Source organism: Symbiobacterium terraclitae (assembly GCF_017874315.1).
Classification (GTDB): Bacteria; Bacillota; Sulfobacillia; order Symbiobacteriales; family Symbiobacteriaceae; genus Symbiobacterium; species Symbiobacterium terraclitae.
Genome location: NZ_JAGGLG010000023.1, coordinates 1 through 17,327 on the forward strand (window position 1 = coordinate 1; position 17,327 = coordinate 17,327).

The window sequence follows — 17,327 nt, forward strand, 5'->3', positions numbered from 1 at the left end:
AAACCGCAATGGAAACCAAATCGGCCCCGTAGGGTTGGCAGGTGGCTCACTATTTGATGATCAAAGTGGCTCCCAATCTCTTGATCAAACACAGACGTGGAACAGCATCCTCGAGGCCAGGCGGATGGGTGCGACGATCTTCCTGACAACTCAGGTGATGGAGGAGGCGGAGGCGCTCTGCAACCGGGTTGCGCTGCTGTTCAACGGCGAGCTCGCACTCGACAGCCCCCTGCACGAGCTGAAGGCGCGCCTCGGCATCACTCGGGTGGAGATGTCCGTCACGGGCCTCACGCCTGAAGCCGTCGAGGCGATCCTGGGCAGGTGGAAGGACGAGAACCTGATCGCAGAGGGAACGCAGAGCCTTCCGCGGGTGACGGTGCTCGTCAGGGGTGACCGGGCGCCGCTGCCGGAGCTGGTTCAGGCGGTCATGAACCAGGGGGGCCGGCTCACCCACATCGATATCCGCCCGCCCTCCCTGGAGGATATCTACCTGCACGTCGTAAAGGGGGGTCAGGCATGAGCCCCGTCCTGGTGGCGCTCCTGCGCGAGTGGCACGTCGGGCTGAAGTCCCCGCGGGCCATCATCAACCACCTGCTGTCGCCGGTCATATACCTCCTGATCTTCGCCCCCTCCATGGCCGCGACGCTGCCGGCCATCGCGTGGCGCGGCGAGTCGATGCCCTACCTGGCCTACGTCGTGCCGGGGCTGATGGCCGTGACCTCGGTCTCCATCGGCAACGGAGTGGGCGTCTCCATCTATATCGACAAGCTGACCGGCGAGCTCGAGATGCTGTTCGGCCTGCCGATTCACCGGTTCGTGCTCATCGTCGGCCTGTGCGGGAATGCCGCCCTCCGGGCCGGTGCGGTCGGTGCGATCATCTGGGGCATGGTCGCTTTCACCGCGCCGGAGATGCTTGGCGGCGGGCCTGCAGGCGTGGCGGGCAGCCTCCTGGTGGTCATGGTCTCCGCCGTGGCGTGGACGCTCCTGTCGGTCGTCCTGGCGTGCCGGATCCGCAGTCAGGAGAATTTCAACCTGGCGGTCAACCTGCTGGGTCTGCCGATCATGCTCACGTCGTCGGTCTTCTACAACCCGGCCCAGGGCCTGGCGGCGACGCGGTGGCTGGCGCAGGTGAACCCGCTCAGTTTCGCGTCGGATATCATCCGGATGCTCGCGGCCGGCCGCGCCCCGCTGTGGACGGACGTCCTGGGCCTGGCGCTGTTCCTCGTGGTCATGCTCTGTCTGGCCGTCCTCTCCATCAACACGGCCATCGAGTGACGCCCTGCGGCGGCCGCCATACCGCCCCGACTTGAGCCGGTCCGCAATCGGCTGGCGGCGCTGTTCTTTCCCGGGGAGCGCTGAAGCAGACCGTATGGCTGAAGCCCCCGGGGGCCGCATGGGAACCGCATCAGGCACATAAGTATGTGGCACGTCCCAGGTGGGACGTGCCACTCTGATTCCGGAGGTGCCCCATGCGAGGCAAGCTACCCACCCTGGCCCTGGCCGCGGCGGTGGTCATGCTGACCCTGTCACTGGTGATCTACCCCAAGGAGTCGCTCGAGGCGGCCAAGGACGGGATGAACCTCTTCTTCACGGTGGTCTTCCCTTCGCTGCTGCCCTTCTTCATCCTGAGCGAGATGATGCTGGGGCTCGGGGTGGTGCACTTCATCGGGGTTCTCTTCACGCCGCTGATGCGCCCCCTCTTCAACGTTCCGGGCGAGGGTGCGTTCGTGCTCTCCATGGGGCTCGCCGCGGGCTTCCCCATGGACGCGGTGATCACCGCCCGTTTCCGCAGGGGCAACATGTGCACCCGGGTCGAGGGTGAGCGCATGCTGGCCTTCTCCAACACCGCCGACCCCCTCTTCATCTGGGGGGCCGTGGCGGTGGGCATGTTCGGCATGCCCGCGCTCGGCGGCACGATGGCCCTGGCCCACTACATCGCCGCCCTCCTCGTGGGGCTGACTTTCCGCTTCTACGGCCTGAACGAGACCGAGTACACCCCTGAGCCCCGGCGAGAGGGAAGCATGCTGAGCCGGGCGGTGCAGGCGCTCATCAGGGCCCGCCGGGAGGACGGCCGGCCCGTGGGCCAGATGCTGGGCGATGCCATCACCGACTCCGTCAAGACCATGGCGCTCATCTGCGGCTACATCATCCTCTTCTCCACCATCGCCCGCATGATTGACGTGTCCGGCGTCTTCCCGTACCTCGCCGCGCCGTTCGAGTCGCTCTTCCGCCTGTTCGGCATCGACCCCGCCCTGGTCCGGGCCGCGGTGACGGGTCTGCTGGAGGTCGACCTTGGCACGCTCGCCGCCTCCCGGGCCACCGGTGCGCCGCTGGTGCAGCAGGTCGCCGTGGCGGGGGCGATCATCGGCTGGAGCGGGCTGTCCGTCCACGGCCAGGTGGCCAGCGTCCTGACGGGCACCGACATCCGCATGGGCCCGTACGTGGCCGCCCGGCTGCTGCACGCCGTGCTGGCGTTCATCGCCACGCTGGTCCTGCTCCCGACGGCGAGGATCCCCGGTCTCGGGATGGCCCGCGTGCTGCCCGCCCTGGGCGGCCTGCCGGACGGGCTCTGGCGGGTCTCCTTCCTGGATTATCTGGTGCGGGGTGCGGGCTGGTCTCTGGCCGTCCCGCTCGGCCTGGCGCTGGTCGGCGTGACCGCCGCCGCGCTGACCGGCGGGCTGCGCTGGGCGTACTTCTACGCGCGTCGGTGACGCGCTGGTCGGGCACGAGTTGGTTGGGTACATTGCTCGGCACCGAGTTCGTTGGACACCGGAGGGGCCGGGTACCGGGCTGGTCAGGCACAGGGGCAGGGGGGCATGCGAAGCAAGCCGTGGGAGCGCCCGCGCGCACCGGCGGCTTGCTTGCCGTTTGATGCCTTACTATAATGGCAACGTGGAACCAGGCTCCAAATGCTGCGAAAGGGGTCTTACCGGTGTCGCATGGTGAGGTTGAGGCGATTGTCGAGATCCCTGCAGGCAGCCAGAACAAGTACGAGCTTGACAAGGAGCGCGGCCTTCTCCGCCTGGACCGGGTGCTCTATTCCCCCGTCCACTACCCGGCGGACTACGGGTACATCGAGGGTACGCTGGAGGAGGATGGGGACCCGATCGACATCCTCATCCTGGTCTCCAATCCGACCCTGCCGGGCTGCATCGTGGATGCCCGCCTGATCGGCGTCCTGGAGATGGCCGACGACAAGGGGGTCGACAACAAGCTGCTCGGGGTTGCGTCCAGGGATCCCCGCTACGCGCACGTGACCGACCTGGACGGGGTGCCCCCGCACCGGCTGCGGGAGATCGAGCACTTCTTCAGGACGTACAAGGACCTTGAGGGGAAACAGACTGTCATCAACGGCTGGTTCGGCCGTGAAGCGGCCCTGGCCAGACTGAGGGCCGCACAGGAAAACTACGCCCGGGCCTCTGCGCGGAAGAGGTGACCGGGGCACAGCGGATGACAGGGTGCGGCGGCCGGGCTCCGGTGCGGGCAGGATCGCCGCCCTCGCATTCATGAGGCCCCTGAGTTTCGAGCACGATAGACGGTAACGCGGGCGCCCAGATGGCAAGGTGGTAATGACGTGAGAGAACAGATCGCAGAGTTCATCCGGGAGAAGGCGTACAAGCCGCTGGGCTTCACCGAGCTGGCGCAGGCGATGGGCATCCCGGAGAAGCAGCACGAGCAGCTGCGCAAGACCCTGGAACAGATGGAGCGCGCGGGCGAGGTGGTGCGAACGCGGACCGAGCGCTACGGCGCGCCCGAGCGGATGAACCTGGTGGTCGGGCGGCTTCAGGGGCACCCGCGGGGGTTCGGCTTCGTCGTCTCCGACCAGCCCGGCGTGGAGGACCTCTTCATCGGTCGGGAGGCGCTGAACGGCGCCTGGCACAACGACCGGGTCATCGCGCGCATCACCCCGCCCGCGCTGAGCGGCGGCCGCCGGGAGGGCGAGGTGATCCGGATCCTCGAGCGGGCGAACCCCCGGGTCGTGGGCACCTTCGAGGCGACCAAACACCTGGCCTACGTCGTGCCCGACGAGAAGCGCCTGCCGGAGGACATCTACGTCCCCAAGGGCATGACCAACGGCGCCAGGAGCGGCGAGAAGGTCGTCGTGCAGATCGTGCAGTGGCCCGACGCCCGGCGCGGCGCGGAGGGGCGCATCGTCGAGCGGCTGGGGATGAAGGGCGAGGTCGGCGTCGACATCGTGAGCGTCATCCGCAAGTACGGTCTTCCGGAGGCCTTCCCGGCCAACGTGCTGCGGGAGGCCGAGCAGGTGCCCGAGGAGGTCACGCCGGAGGCCGTCCAGGAGAGCAACCGGCGCGACCTGCGCTCCTGGACGATCGTCACCATCGACGGCGAGGACGCCAAGGACCTGGACGACGCGGTCAGCGTGGTCCGGCTCGGCAAGAGCCGCTGGCAGCTGGGCGTGCACATCGCGGACGTGGCCCACTACGTGGCCGAGGGCTCGGCGCTGGACCGGGAGGCCTACAGGCGGGGCACCTCCGTCTACCTCGCCGACCGGGTGGTGCCGATGCTGCCGCCCCGGCTCTCCAACGGCATCTGCTCGCTCAACCCGGGCGTCGACCGGCTCACCCTCTCGTGCGTGATGGAGATCGACGGGGAGGGGAAGGTGCGGTCCTACGAGATCTTCCCCTCGGTGATCCGCACCGCGGCGCGCCTCACCTACACGCGTGTCAACCAGATCCTGGGCGGCGAGCCCGGGGCCGAGAAGGGGCTGGAGGCGCTGGTGCCGCTCTGCCGCGAGATGGCCAGCCTGATGGCCGTTCTGCGCGAGCGGCGCATGCGGCGCGGCGCCCTGGACTTCGACCTGCCGGAGGCGAAGGTGCATCTGAACGACCGCGGCTGGCCCACGGAGGTCCGGCGCGTCGACCGCGGCACGGCGGAGCGCATCATCGAGGAGTTCATGCTCGTGGCCAACGAGACCGTGGCCGAGCACTGCACCACACGGGGCCTTCCGCTGCTCTTCCGCGTCCACGAGGCCCCGGCGGCGGACCGCATCGCCGGGCTGCGGGAGTTCCTGGGCCTGTTCGGCTACAACCTGCGGCTGCCGCGGGACGGCTCCGTCACCCCCGCAGACCTGCAGAAAGTGACTGAGTGGTGCCAGGGCCGCCCGGAGGAGGGCCTGATCGGCTCCGTGCTCCTGCGCACTATGCGCCAGGCCAGGTACAGCGAGGAGCCGGAGGGGCACTTCGGGCTCGCGACCGAGCACTACTGCCACTTCACCTCGCCGATCCGCCGCTACCCTGACCTGGTGGTGCACCGGGTGCTGCGGGCCCACCTCCTGCACCCGCGGGGGCTGCCCGGGAAGCTGCGGGCGCGGTGGGAACGGACGATGCCCGAGGCCGCCAGGCACTGCTCCGAGCGGGAGCGCGTCGCGATGGAGGCCGAGCGGGAGACCATCGAGCTGAAGAAGGCCGAGTTCATGTCCGACAAGATCGGCCAGCAGTTCCCCGGCGTGATCTCCGGCGTGACCCAGTGGGGGTTCTACGTGCAGCTGGAGAACACCGTGGAGGGCCTGGTGCACATCTCCACCCTCACCGACGACTACTACCACTTCTACAGCGAGCACTACGCGCTGATCGGCGAGCGCACCCGGCGCCGCTTCCGCCTGGGCGACCGGGTCGTGGTGCGGGTCCTGAAGGTGGATGTGGACAACCGGCAGATCGATTTCGCGCTGGATGCCGACACCGAGGTCCACACCGTGGTCGCCACGGGCCGCGCGGGGCGGCAGCGGGCCGCCCGCAAGGCGGCGGCCGCCGGCAGGCCCGAGCCCGAGCGGCCGAAGCGCAAGGGGCGGCGGAAGGCGTCGGGCAAGGCGAAGGCAGCCGAGTCCCGCGAGGCGCCTGCGGCCCGTGCTGAGGCGGCCGGTTCAGCCGAGACAGCGCTGAGGCGGCAGGAGCGGTCGGATCAGCCCGAGCGCGAGCACAAGGTGGTCAAGCTCCACGCCCAGGCGAAGGGCAGTGGCCGGTTCGACATGTGGGGCCTTCCTGTTCCCGAGCACAGGCTCCGGGCGCGGGATGCCGCGGATCCCACGGTGAACAACCCTTTCTCGCTGAGCCGGCCCGCGGCAGACGACGATGACGCCCCCCACGGCGAGGCCCAGCGGCCGGTCCGGCTGGCGCGCCGACCGCGGCGGCGGGCGGAGGCCCGCAAGCGGAACGGTGACAACGGGTGATGGCAGAGGCTCCCGGCTGCGTTTCAGACCGGGAGCCTTTTCCTGGGTGCGCTGACGAAGTGGAAAAATACGGAGCTTGACGTAACATGCGGTACGTGGCATAATTAAGCTTCCGGGCGGGGTGAGAACATGGCCAAGGGAAAGACCGGTGACGAGATTCAGCCGATCGCGGAGAACCGCAAGGCCCGCCACGACTATTTCGTGGAGGAGACCTACGAGGCCGGGATCGTTCTCGTCGGTTCCGAGGTCAAGTCCTGCCGCGCCGGACGGGTCAACCTGCGTGACAGCTACGCGCAGATCAAGGACGGCGAGATTTTCCTCCACAACTGCCACATCAGCCCGTTCGAGCAGGCCAACCGGTTCAACCACGAGCCGCTCCGGCCGCGCAAGTTGCTGATGCACAAGCGGGAGATCCAGCGCCTCTTCGGAAAGGTCCGTGAGAAGGGTTTCACGCTGGTCCCGCTGCGGTTATACTTTAAGAAAGGCAGAGTGAAGGTCGAGCTTGCGCTGGCGAAGGGCAAGCGCTCCTACGACAAGCGCGAGGACATCGCCGCCCGCGACGTGAAGCAGGAGATGGCCCGTGCCCTGCGGGGCAAGTACGACGACTGATCCTGTCCGGTTGGCACACGCTGGGGCGGCCCAGCCAACACACGGGGGCGAATCAGGTTCGACGGGGGAGGATTCATCCAGGACAGCGAGCCGAGGTGGCGGCAGGCCTCGTTAAACAGGCCGCAAGGCTTAAGTGCCAACGACGATCTTGCTCTCGCTGCGTAAGCAGCACGCGGCGTAACGCCGCGATCGCTCCTCCGGACTGTGGGCGCCGTGCGCCGGGGTTGTAGCGTCAAAGCAACGGGCTGTTCCTCCCGGGGTGACCGCGGACCCGGGAGGCGAGGAACCTGCTGCGGTTGGTCCGGGCTGCAGCCCGCCGTCAGGCGGCATCCCGGGCGAGACGCAAAGTGACGGCTGCGCTCGGAGACGTCCTGTTTGAAGCTCTTTCGGACGCGGGAGGCAGAGCCCGCCGCCTCCACCAGACATCAGCTGCGCTCCGTGGCCGAAGGCCGCGGGGCGCGTTTTCCTATGCGGACCCTGCGGGCTGCGCAACCTCGTTGGTGCAAACTTTCCACGACAACCTATTTAGATCATGTGAACCAAACTGAATAGGGGCACGTATTAGAGAATAGGGGGGATGAGCAGGAGAATGCGTTCCCCTCCGCCAACATTAGGACCATGGGCTTTTCAGGGCGCTTACGTTCCCGGAACCTGAAATCCCATGGTACATGAAGACCTTGGCGAAGGACTCCAGTGGGGGGGACAGGGTGTGCTTGCAAGGCCTTCGGTGAACCAGCAGGTGGCGGAGATCGATGAGCTCCTCAGAGAGGTGGGGGCACTCCTGCGGAAGCGGGGGCGCGATATCCTGGGGAACTTCGACATCACCAGCCCGCAGTTCGATGCGCTCCTGGTGCTGCGGGAGCACGGGGAGCTGACCATGGGTGAGCTGTGCGCCAAGATGTACCTCGCCTGCAGCACCGCGACCGATCTGATCGACCGCATGGAGCGAAACGGTCTGATCGAGCGGGTGCGCGATACCGCCGACCGCCGGGTGATCCGGCTGCGGGTCCTGCCGAAGGGCAGCGAACTGATCGAGCAGGTTCTCGAGGCTCGTCAGGCGTACCTTTCCACCGCCATGGCAGGCCTGGGCGCAAGCGACAAGGCGCGCATCATCCGAACGCTGGAGGAGCTCAGCGCGCTGCTGGCCCGAGACGTTCAGGGCTAGCGGCACGTAAAGGGGCAGGCGCCGCCCCCGGCGGGGCGGCGCCTGCCGCGCCTTCAACGGGAAACTCGTGGTATGGCGGCAGCGTCCAACCCGTACGATAGCGATGGCAGCTACAGATCCGCAGCGGGATGCAGCAGCACGAGAGGAGACCCCAGCATGACCGGCACCACCGAAGATACCGCAAGGCCCATCGGCTTCTTCGACTCAGGGGAGGGCGGGCTGACCGTCGCACGGGCGGTCGCCGAGCTGCTGCCCCACGAGAACTTGCTCTACGCCTGCGACACCGCGCACTTTCCCTACGGTCCCCGCCCGCTGGCCGAGGTGCGGTCCTTTTTCCTGCGTTTCATGGAATTCTTCGTCGAGCAGAACTGCAAACTGGTGATAGTGGCCTGCAACACGGCCACAGCGGCAGCCATCGACCTGCTGAAGGGCGCGGCGTTCCCGGTGCCCGCGCTGGGGGTCGTGCAGCCCGGCGCCGCCATGGCGGCCCGGGTCTCGACCACCGGCCGCATCGGAGTGGCGGCCACGCAGGGGACCTGCGACTCGGGCATCTACCCGAGCACGATCCGCGCGATTCGCCCGGACGCCCGGGTCATCCAGCAGGCCTGCCCCATCCTCGTCATCCGCGCCGAGGAGGGGGTCATCTCCGGGCCCGAGGTGCGGGCGGAGGTGGAGCGGTGCCTCGCGCCGATTCTCGCCGAGCAGGTCGACACGCTGGTGCTGGGCTGCACCCACTTCCCCCACATGGCGGCCGTGATCGCCGACGTGGTGGGCCCCGGGGTGCGGCTGGTGGACCCCGGCCAGGCCACCGCGGCGCAGGTTGCCGATCTCCTGGAGGCGCGCGGCCTCCGCAACCCGGGGCCCGCCCCCGGTGAGCGGCGGGCCTTCACCACGGGGGACCCGGAGCGCTTCCTCGAGGTCGCCAACCGGCTGTGGCCGGGGGGCGTGGGCGCTGCCGCACAGATCTGAGCCCAGACAGAGCAGGAGTGAGGCCACGGGATGCGGCAGGACGGTCGGATGCCCCATGAGATGCGCCCCATCACCATCACGCGCAACTACAACATGCACGCCGAGGGCTCGGTGCTGATCGAGGTGGGACATACCCGCGTGATCTGCACGGTCACGGTGGAGGACCGGGTCCCGCCCTTCCTGAAGGGAAGAGGAGAAGGCTGGATCACCGCCGAATATGGCATGTTGCCCCGCGCAACGGGGCAGCGGGCCGGCCGTGAGGCCGCACGCGGCAGGCAGGGCGGCCGCACGATGGAGATCCAGCGGCTGATCGGCCGGTCCCTGCGCTCCGTCGTCGACCTCAAGGCGCTGGGCGAGCGGACGCTGCTGATCGACTGCGACGTGATCCAGGCCGACGGCGGCACCCGCACCGCGGCGATCACCGGAGCCTTCGTCGCCCTGGTGGATGCGGTGGACGGGCTGCGCCGGGCCGGGCTGATCGCCAGACTGCCCGTCAGCGACTACCTGGCGGCGACGTCGGTGGGCGTGGTCGACGGCGTGCCGCTCCTGGACCTGGCGTACGGCGAGGACTCGCGGGCCGCGGTCGACCTGAACCTGGTGATGACCGGGTCCGGCGGGATTGTGGAGATTCAGGGCACGGGCGAGGAGCGGCCGTTCAGCCGCCGGCAGCTGGACGAGCTGCTGGCTCTGGCCGAGAGCGGGATCCGGCAGCTGGTGGCGGCGCAGCGCCACAGCCTCGGTGCCCTGGGAGCGGAGGTCGGTTCCCTTGTCGGACAGGCGGTTGGTGCTGGCCAGTAAGAACCCGGGGAAGCTGCGGGAGTTCCGCGACCTCCTGGCCGGTCGGTCGATCGAGGTGATCGGGCTCGACCCCGATGCGCCCGAGGTGGCCGAGACGGGTACTACCTTCGAGCAGAACGCGCTGATCAAGGCCCGCGCCGCTGCGGCGGCCACGGGCCTTCCCGCGCTGGCGGAGGATTCGGGCATCGTGGTGGACGCGCTGGGCGGCGAGCCGGGGGTCCGCTCGGCCCGCTGGGTTCCGGGAAGCGACGAGGACCGGCTACGGGCCTTGCTGGCCCGCATGGAGGGCGTGCCGGCGGAGCTGCGGACCGCCCGGTACGTGTCGGTGATCGCGGTCGTGCTCCCCTCGGGGCGGGAGGAACTGTTCCGGGGCGAGTGGGAGGGCCGGCTGACCGAGGCGCCCCGGGGCACGGGCGGCTTCGGCTATGACCCGATCTTCGAGCTGCCGGACGGCCGGACGGCGGCCGAGCTGACGCTGCAGGAGAAGAACGCCGTCAGCCACCGGGCCCGGGCGCTCGCCCGGTGCCTGGAGCGGCTTCCGGCGCTGCTGGAGGAGGGCTAGCGTGCTGCGGATCGGTGTGGTCAGCGACAGTCACCGCCGGTTTGCGTACGTGCCGGACATGCGGGAGAAGTGCGGTCGGCTGGACTGGCTCCTGCACGCGGGCGACCACCTCTCCGATGCCCCCCGCATCGCCGCCGACCTTGGGGTTGACCCGTCGCGGGTGAGGGCGGTGGCGGGGAACTGCGACTTCCCCGAGACGGAGCCCGACGAGCTGCTGCTGGAGCTGGAACAGGTGCGGATCCTGATGGTCCACGGGCACCGCCACGGGGTGAAGTCCGGGCCGCAGCGGGTGCTCTACCGGGCGCAGGAAGCCGGCGCCCGGGTGGCGATCTTCGGCCACTCGCACGTGTCGTTCCTGGAGGACGTCGGGGGCGTGCTGCTGCTCAACCCGGGCTCTTTGAGCCTGCCCCGGCGCCCGGGCGATCTGCCCTCCTGCGCCGTCCTGGAACTGGCCGGCGGAGAGGTCCGCGCCCGCCTGCAGTTTCTGGGCGAAGACAGCATTTAGCTTTTGACAGCAGGCCGGGCGATACGCTATACTCTCTTGTGCGGGATGACCGGGGTGTGGCGCAGTCTGGTAGCGCGCCTGCTTTGGGAGCAGGATGTCGCAGGTTCAAATCCTGTCACCCCGACCAACCGGGCAGGGGCCGATCCATCAAACTGCGGGTGTAGCTTAGTGGTAAAGCTCCAGCCTTCCAAGCTGGCTACGAGGGTTCGATTCCCTTCACCCGCTCCAGACGGTTCGTTTTGAGGACGAACAACCTTCGTCCTCTTTTGCTCTTGACTGGAAGTCGGCCCCTGCCCTGCCGCCAGGGCGCGCCTTGTGCCCCGGTTTGCCCTGTGCTAAACTAACCTGTGCTGTAGACGCGCCTGTAGCTCAGGGGATAGAGCAACCGCCTTCTAAGCGGTTGGCCGCAGGTTCGAATCCTGCCAGGCGCACCAGCATTCCTCCGGTTCCGGCCGCGTTCACACGCTGACCGTAGCTCAGTTGGTTAGAGCGCCAGATTGTGGCTCTGGAGGTCGCCGGTTCGACTCCGGTCGGTCAGCCCACACCTTGGGGCGTAGCCAAGTTGGTAAGGCACGGGACTTTGACTCCCGCATGCGTAGGTTCGAGTCCTGCCGCCCCAGCCAGCACGGCAGGCTCCCGCCCCGACGGGGGTCTGCGATTGTCGGGCCATTAGCTCAGTGGTAGAGCATCCGCCTTTTAAGCGGGGTGTCGTTGGTTCGAATCCAACATGGCCCACCATCATCCACGTGGCCCCGGGACTGCCGACGCAGTCCTGGGGCCACGTGCGCTGTAGATGCAGCAGAGCTCCAGGTACGCCGTGTCGAGACCGGCGTGAAACAGCCTGCTCTATCGGAGGAGGCCGCCGAGCCGCCGGCGGAGTCCTGAGGCTGCGCCCTCGGTAGGAAAGGTGGCAGCAGGACGCGGTATGATGAATCCGGCCTTCCTTCTCTGCACGATCGTCCCGTGGCAGGCGCTGCTGCAGCGGAGAGTGCGCAGACACTGTGACTTGCCAGCCGCGAGGAGGGGAGGGCAGCGATGGCAGTTCGCGTTGATGGCGCGTCATCCGATAGCCTGTCCGGGTGCGGCTTGTGTCGAGCCGCGCACTGGCCCAACAGCAGGGACAGGAATAGCCCGCCGACGCTCCTGCGCACCCTAGGGGCAGATGCAGAAGGGGGCGCAGAAGGATGTTCATCGCGAGACTCCTGGTCGTGATCGGCGCGCTGAACTGGGGGCTGATCGGGTTGTTCGGTTTTGACCTGGTGGCCTTCCTGTTCGGCGGGCAGATGTCGCTGATCTCCCGGATCGTATACACCCTCGTCGGCATCGCCGGCGTGGCCATGATCGCGGACTTCGCCACGACTCGCCAGCGGACCTGAGAGAGCATGCGCGCACGCCTCCGGGCTTTCCGGAGGCGTGCCGCCGCGCAGGGGGCCGTTCGGGCACAGCGGGCTCCCTAATCAGCGATGGCCCAGCCGATCGCCGATGATCGGTTGGGCCATCCCCATAGGCCGCGAACTCTGGATGGTGCGAGAGAGGGGACTTGAACCCCTACGCCTTGCGGCACAAGATCCTAAGTCTTGCGTGTCTGCCAATTCCACCACTCTCGCATGCGCTGCACATGATATGTTACCCCAGCCGGGCCGTTTGTGTAAAGCGCAAGCGCTGCACGGGAAGCGCTTCCGCCCGTGCCATAGGGTCGACTCCTGCCGTCAGGTGCGTATACTCCTTCGACCCGTGCGTGATCGACAGGAGGGGGAAGCGCGATGACCGACGGCGTCGACCTGCCGCTGATGATTCCCGTCGTGCAGCACTTCGCCGCGCCTGAGGTGGCCGACGTGGAGGCGGCCATGCGTGCGGCCCTCGACGGGCTGCGCCTGCGGTCGGTGGTCGGGCCCGGCATGCGCGTGGCCATCACCGCGGGGAGCCGGGGCATCCGGAACATCCCGCTGATCCTGCGCACAGCCGCAGGGTACCTCAAGGAGTTGGGCGCCGAGCCGGTGGTGGTTGCCGCCATGGGCAGCCACGGCGGCGGCACGGCCGAGGGGCAGCTGGCCGTCCTGCGGAGCCTCGGCGTGACCCCCGAGGCTGTAGGGTGCGCGGTGCACGGCGGGGTCGAGGTGGTGGAGCTGGGGCGGACCGGGGAGGGTCGCCCGGTCTACTTCGATGCGTTCGCAGCCGCGTGCGACGGTGTGCTGGTGATCAACCGGATCAAGCCGCACACCTCCTTCCGCGGACGGCTGGAGAGCGGCCTAGTGAAGATGATGGTGGTCGGCCTGGGCAAGCCGGCCGGCGCGGCGCAGTTCCACGCGTGCGCCCCGGAGCGGCTCTCCGACGCCCTGGCCGAGATGGGCCGGGTGATCCTGCAGCGGGCGCCCATCCTGGGCGGCATCGCCGTGTTGGAGAACGCCCGGGAGGAGACGGCCGACCTCGTGCCGGTCGGGCGCGACGAGCTGATCGAGCGCGAGATGGCCCTGCTGGAGCGCGCCAGGGCGCTGCTGCCCCGCCTGCCCGTCCGGGCGCTGGACCTGCTGATCGTGGAGGAGATGGGCAAGGACATCGCCGGTACGGGCATGGACACCAACGTGATCGGCCGAGTCGGCATCTTCGGCGTGCCGGACGGCGATCCGGCCGTCCGGCGCATCGTCGTGCTGGATCTGACCGAGGCCTCCCACGGCAACGCCAACGGCATGGGGCTGGCCGATTTCATCACCCGACGGTTCCAGCGCAAGATCGACTTCCCAACCACCTACCTCAACACGCTCACGGCGACCTTCGTGCAGCGGGCCCGGATGCCGATCGTGTGCGAGACCGACCGGGATGCGATCGCCACAGCGCTCAGGACGCTTGGCAGGCCCGCCCCGGACCGGGTGCGGGCGATGCGCATCCGGAACACCCTCATGCTGGAGCGGCTCTGGGTCTCCCCGGCGGTATGGGCGGAGATCGGGGGCTCGCCCGGCCTTACCGCCGCCGGCCCGCCCGGTCCGATGCGGTTCGACCCGGAGGGGCGGCTGCTCCCGGAACCGGCCTAGATCGTCGCGTCCTTCTCCAGCACCGGCAGCTCGGGCCGCAGGATGTCCGGGTACTTGATCCCGGCGCCGGTGTTGAGCAGCACGACCCGGTCCTCCGGCTGCAGCCACCCCTGCTCCCGCAGCCTCCGGGCGGCGCCGACCAGGGAGGCACCCTCGGGGCAGATGAAGAGGCCCTCGGTCCGGCTGATCTGCTGCAGGCCCCAGAGGGTATCCTCGTCCGGCACGGCGACGCAGGTGCCGCCGGTGGCGCGCACGGCCTCGAGCACGAGGAAGTCGCCCAGGGCCTTCGGCACGCGGATCCCCTGCGCCACGGTCTCGGCACCCTCCCACCTTTCGGAGGCTTCCCTGCCCTCGTGGAACGCCTTGACGATCGGTGCGCAGCCGGCGGCCTGCACGGCCACCAGACGGGGCATCCGGGCACCTTCCGGCAGCCAGCCCATCGCCATCATCTCGCGGATTGCCTTGTAGATGCCGATGATGCCCACCCCGCCGCCGGTGGGGTAGAGGATCGCATCGGGCAGCCTCCAGCCCAGCTGCTCGGCGATCTCGTAGCCCATGGTCTTCTTGCCCTCGATGCGGTACGGCTCCTTGAGGGTGGCTGCCTCGAACCAGCCGTGCGCCTTCGCCGACCGGGCGACGATGGCGCCGGCGTCGGTGATCTGGCCGCGCACCATGTAGGCGCGGGCCCCCACGGCCACCGCCTCCAGCACGCTCATCGCCGGGGCGTCGACCGGCATGACCAGGGTGACCTCGATGCCGGCCCGGGCGCCGTAGGCGGACCAGGCGCCGCCGGCGTTGCCGTTGGTCGGCATGGCGACCTTTCGGATGCCCAACTCCCTCGCCCGGCTCATCCCCACGGCCGAGCCGCGGGCCTTGAAGGTGCCGGTGGGGTTCACGCCCTCATCCTTCAGCATGAGGTTGGGCAGGCCCAGGGACTCGCCCAACCGCCGGACGGAGAGCAGCGGGGTCATGCCCTCGCCCAGCGTGACGACGTGCTCGTCGCTGCGGACGGGGAGGACCTCCCGGTACCGCCAGAGGCTGGAGACCCGGCCGGCGAGGTCCGCCGGGCGCACCGCCGCCGCGGCGGCCTTCAGGTCGTAGCGGACGAGCAGCGGTCCGCAGCACGCACACAGGTTCATGATCTGATCCGCGTCGTAGGTCCTGCCACAGCGGGCGCATTCCAGGTGGGTCATGTAGGTCATCGCGCGTCGCCTCCATGCCAGCAGGTTGGGAAAGGGCAACCTGTGCCACCTTCCGCATGCACCTGTCTTCGCCCTCGCCGTGCGGCATCCCTACACCCGCTTCCCTCCCGCGCTAGCGGGCCACCTTTCCCCGCCAGGCCACCATGCCGCCCTCGACGTTCTTCACGTTGGTGAAGCCCAGGCGGCTCAGGTACTGGCAGGCCATCGCCGATCGGCTTGCGGTGCGGCAGATCACCAGGATCTCGTCGTCCCTGTTCAGCTCGGCCGCCCAGGTGCGGATCTGCCCCAGCGGCTTCAGCACCGCACCGGGTACGTGCCCCTCCGCGTACTCCCAGGGCTCCCGCACGTCGATGATCGTCGGCTTCTCCCCCCGCTCGAGGCGGGCCTGCAGCTCGGCTGTGGTGATTGAGGCCATCTTCGGTCTGAATCCAAACATCCGCCATCGCTCCTCACGCTCATGATGCGCTCTACGCACTCCATAATACCCCTACCGGTATCGGTAACGCAAGGGGGTTGAAATACCTTACCGGGTATGGTGTAGTATAAGGGAACGTACTTGCAGCCAAGGGGGAGTAATCCATGTCCCAGCGCAAGATCGTGATCGTCGGCGGGGTGGCGGGCGGGGCCACGGCCGCGGCCCGTGCCCGGCGCACCGACGAGCACGCCGAGATCGTCCTGTTCGAGAAGGGCCCCTACATCTCGTTCGCCAACTGCGGGCTGCCATATTACGTGGGCGGTGAGATCGGCGACCGGTCGGCTCTGCTGCTGCAGACGCCCGAGAGCTTCCGCGCCCGCTTCGGTGTGGATGTGCGGGTGAACCACGAGGTCCTCGCCATCGATCGGGCTGCGAAGGCGGTAGCGGTGCGGAACCTCGAGACAGGCGCGGTCAGCACGGAGACGTACACGGCCCTGATCCTGGCCCCGGGGTCGATCCCGATCCGGCCGCCCCTGCCGGGCATCGACCTGCCCAACGTCTTTATGGTCCGCACCGTGCCGGATGCCGTGGCCATCCGGGCGTTCGTGGAGGAGCGGCAGGCCTCCCGGGCCGTGGTGGTGGGCGCGGGCTTCATCGGGCTGGAGATGGTGGAGAACCTGGTGAACCTGGGCCTCGGCGTCACGCTGGTGGAGAAGGCCGACCAGGTGCTGCCGCCGCTGGACCCGGAGATGGCGGCGTTTGTGCAGTCCACCCTGGAACAGATGGGGGTCGAGGTGATCACCGGCGACGGCATCGCCGCCTTCGAGGGCGCCGAGCGGGCGACGGCCGTCCGGCTGGAGAGCGGGCGGACCGTCGAGGGCGACCTCTTCGTCCTGGGCCTTGGCGTCCGGCCCGACACCCGCCTCGCCCGGGAGGCCGGCCTCGCCATCGGGCCGACGGGCGGCATCCAGGTGAACGAGCGCATGCAGACCAGCGACCCTGCGATCTACGCCGCCGGCGACGCCGTGGAGACGGTCCACCTGGTCACAGGCCGGCCTGCCCTCATTCCCCTGGCGGGTCCGGCCAACAAGCAGGGCCGGGTGGCCGGCGCCAACGCCGCGGGCGACTCGCTCACGTTCCCGGGGGCGATCGGAACCGCGATCGTGCGGGCGGGCAGTGTGGTGGCCGCGACCACCGGGCTCTCGGAGAAGGCGGCCCGGCGGGAAGGCCTGCAGGTCTACACCAGCTACACCCTCTCCGGCGACCACGCCGATTACTACCCTGGCGTACATGAACTGCTCACCAAGCTGGTGGTGGAGGAGGGGACGGGACGGGTGCTCGGCGCCCAGGTCGTGGGCGAGGCCGGTGTCGACAAGCGGACCGACGTGTACGCGACGGCCATCCTGGGCGGGATGACCGTGGAGCAGCTGGCCAACCTGGACCTGGCCTACGCGCCCCCGTTCGGGTCGGCCAAGGACCCGGCGGTCGTCGCGGGCATGGTGGCGCAGAACATCCGGCGGGGAACGCTGCGCACCATCACACCCGACCGGCTGCTGGAGCGGCTGGAGGCCGGCGAGGGCCTGCAGGTGGTCGACGTGCGGAACCCATACGAGTTCGACATGGGCGCCGTGCCCGGCGCCGTGAACATCCCGGTGGATGAGCTGCGCCGCCGCATCGGCGAGTTGGACCCGGCGCGGGAGACCGTGGTCTACGACCGCACGGGTGCGACGGCCTACGTGGCCGCCCGGATGCTGATGCAGCGGGGGTTCAGCGTATCCAGCCTCACCGGCGGCTATGCGCTGTTCCCGGCCGCCGAGGCGGTTCGGATGCAGCAGCTGACGCAGGGCTAGGCTCGCACCACAAGGCAGACCGGCCCCCAGGCGGGG

General features: G+C 68.9%; 16 protein-coding genes, 7 tRNA genes and 1 other RNA gene. 21 read left to right on the plus strand and 3 right to left on the minus strand.

Translation table 11 applies throughout. From position 1 onward, the window contains the following. Positions 1-124 precede the first annotated feature (124 nt). From J2Z79_RS12530 to J2Z79_RS12620, 19 genes are all read left to right on the plus strand, one after another. The gene (locus J2Z79_RS12530) at positions 125-520 is read left to right on the plus strand and encodes an ATP-binding protein DrrA1-3 family domain-containing protein (RefSeq protein WP_209467241.1); all 396 of its coding nucleotides are present in this window, start codon (positions 125-127) and stop codon (positions 518-520) included. Continuing rightward, positions 517-1,275 (plus strand): ABC transporter permease, encoded by a 759-nt coding sequence (locus J2Z79_RS12535; RefSeq protein ID WP_209467242.1) that lies wholly within the window; start codon positions 517-519, stop codon positions 1,273-1,275. Before J2Z79_RS12530 ends, J2Z79_RS12535 begins: the two co-directional genes overlap by 4 nt. A 194-nt stretch (positions 1,276-1,469) precedes the next feature. Continuing rightward, positions 1,470-2,711: a sporulation integral membrane protein YlbJ gene (gene ylbJ, locus J2Z79_RS12540; protein ID WP_209467243.1), complete on the plus strand. Its 1,242-nt coding sequence runs from the start codon at positions 1,470-1,472 to the stop codon at positions 2,709-2,711. A gap of 221 nt (positions 2,712-2,932) precedes the next feature. Next, positions 2,933-3,436 (plus strand): inorganic diphosphatase, encoded by a 504-nt coding sequence (locus tag J2Z79_RS12545; RefSeq protein ID WP_342589483.1) that lies wholly within the window; start codon positions 2,933-2,935, stop codon positions 3,434-3,436. A 138-nt stretch (positions 3,437-3,574) separates the two neighbouring features. Next, entirely contained in the window at positions 3,575-6,187 is a 2,613-nt protein-coding gene (gene rnr, locus J2Z79_RS12550) for a ribonuclease R (RefSeq protein ID WP_209467245.1), read from the plus strand. 129 nt (positions 6,188-6,316) lie between these two features. Continuing rightward, entirely contained in the window at positions 6,317-6,796 is a 480-nt protein-coding gene (smpB, locus tag J2Z79_RS12555; protein ID WP_209467246.1) for an SsrA-binding protein SmpB, read from the plus strand. A 43-nt stretch (positions 6,797-6,839) separates the two neighbouring features. Continuing rightward, positions 6,840-7,217, plus strand: a transfer-messenger RNA (tmRNA) gene (gene ssrA, locus J2Z79_RS12560). 288 nt (positions 7,218-7,505) lie between these two features. Next, on the plus strand, positions 7,506-7,961 hold the full coding sequence (locus J2Z79_RS18945) for a MarR family winged helix-turn-helix transcriptional regulator (protein ID WP_209467247.1): 456 nt from the start codon (positions 7,506-7,508) through the stop codon (positions 7,959-7,961). A gap of 156 nt (positions 7,962-8,117) precedes the next feature. After that, positions 8,118-8,930 carry a glutamate racemase gene (gene murI, locus J2Z79_RS12570; protein ID WP_209467248.1) on the plus strand — a complete coding sequence of 271 codons (813 nt, stop codon included), beginning with the start codon at positions 8,118-8,120 and terminating at the stop codon, positions 8,928-8,930. A 30-nt stretch (positions 8,931-8,960) separates the two neighbouring features. Further along, on the plus strand, positions 8,961-9,728 hold the full coding sequence (gene rph, locus J2Z79_RS12575) for a ribonuclease PH (RefSeq protein ID WP_209467249.1): 768 nt from the start codon (positions 8,961-8,963) through the stop codon (positions 9,726-9,728). Further along, on the plus strand, positions 9,697-10,290 hold the full coding sequence (gene rdgB / locus J2Z79_RS12580; RefSeq protein WP_209467250.1) for an RdgB/HAM1 family non-canonical purine NTP pyrophosphatase: 594 nt from the start codon (positions 9,697-9,699) through the stop codon (positions 10,288-10,290). The genes rph and rdgB overlap by 32 nt, the downstream gene beginning before the upstream one ends. A 1-nt stretch (position 10,291) precedes the next feature. Further along, on the plus strand, positions 10,292-10,795 hold the full coding sequence (locus tag J2Z79_RS12585; RefSeq protein WP_209467251.1) for a YfcE family phosphodiesterase: 504 nt from the start codon (positions 10,292-10,294) through the stop codon (positions 10,793-10,795). 50 nt (positions 10,796-10,845) lie between these two features. Then, positions 10,846-10,922 (plus strand) — tRNA-Pro (locus J2Z79_RS12590). Positions 10,923-10,949: 27 nt separating this feature from the next. Beyond that, positions 10,950-11,023, plus strand: a tRNA-Gly gene (locus tag J2Z79_RS12595). A gap of 130 nt (positions 11,024-11,153) precedes the next feature. Next, positions 11,154-11,229 (plus strand) — tRNA-Arg (locus J2Z79_RS12600). Between the two features lie 31 nt (positions 11,230-11,260). Next, positions 11,261-11,337 (plus strand) — tRNA-His (locus tag J2Z79_RS12605). Positions 11,338-11,342: 5 nt separating this feature from the next. Beyond that, positions 11,343-11,418: transfer RNA gene (locus J2Z79_RS12610), tRNA-Gln, on the plus strand. A gap of 40 nt (positions 11,419-11,458) precedes the next feature. After that, positions 11,459-11,533 (plus strand) — tRNA-Lys (locus J2Z79_RS12615). A gap of 446 nt (positions 11,534-11,979) precedes the next feature. After that, entirely contained in the window at positions 11,980-12,171 is a 192-nt protein-coding gene (locus J2Z79_RS12620) for a DUF378 domain-containing protein (protein ID WP_209467252.1), read from the plus strand. Between the two features lie 146 nt (positions 12,172-12,317). Here J2Z79_RS12620 and J2Z79_RS12625 read toward each other — a convergent pair. After that, a tRNA-Leu gene (locus J2Z79_RS12625) sits at positions 12,318-12,402 on the minus strand. Between the two features lie 156 nt (positions 12,403-12,558). On the opposite strand from J2Z79_RS12625, the gene J2Z79_RS12630 reads away from it, so the two are divergent. Beyond that, positions 12,559-13,824, plus strand: coding sequence for a nickel pincer cofactor-dependent isomerase, group 22 (locus J2Z79_RS12630; protein ID WP_209467253.1), 1,266 nt, complete (start codon positions 12,559-12,561; stop codon positions 13,822-13,824). Here J2Z79_RS12630 and J2Z79_RS12635 read toward each other — a convergent pair. Together J2Z79_RS12635 and J2Z79_RS12640 are read right to left on the minus strand one after the other, a co-directional pair. After that, entirely contained in the window at positions 13,821-15,026 is a 1,206-nt protein-coding gene (locus tag J2Z79_RS12635; RefSeq protein WP_209467254.1) for a threonine synthase, read from the minus strand. The two genes, J2Z79_RS12630 and J2Z79_RS12635, sit on opposite strands and share 4 nt — an antisense overlap. A 112-nt stretch (positions 15,027-15,138) precedes the next feature. Beyond that, positions 15,139-15,462, minus strand: a complete 324-nt coding sequence (locus J2Z79_RS12640) for a rhodanese-like domain-containing protein (protein WP_209467255.1) — start codon at positions 15,460-15,462, stop codon at positions 15,139-15,141. 143 nt (positions 15,463-15,605) lie between these two features. Between J2Z79_RS12640 and J2Z79_RS12645 the strand changes: the two genes are divergently transcribed. Next, positions 15,606-17,291 (plus strand): FAD-dependent oxidoreductase, encoded by a 1,686-nt coding sequence (locus J2Z79_RS12645; protein WP_209467256.1) that lies wholly within the window; start codon positions 15,606-15,608, stop codon positions 17,289-17,291. Positions 17,292-17,327: the final 36 nt, after the last annotated feature.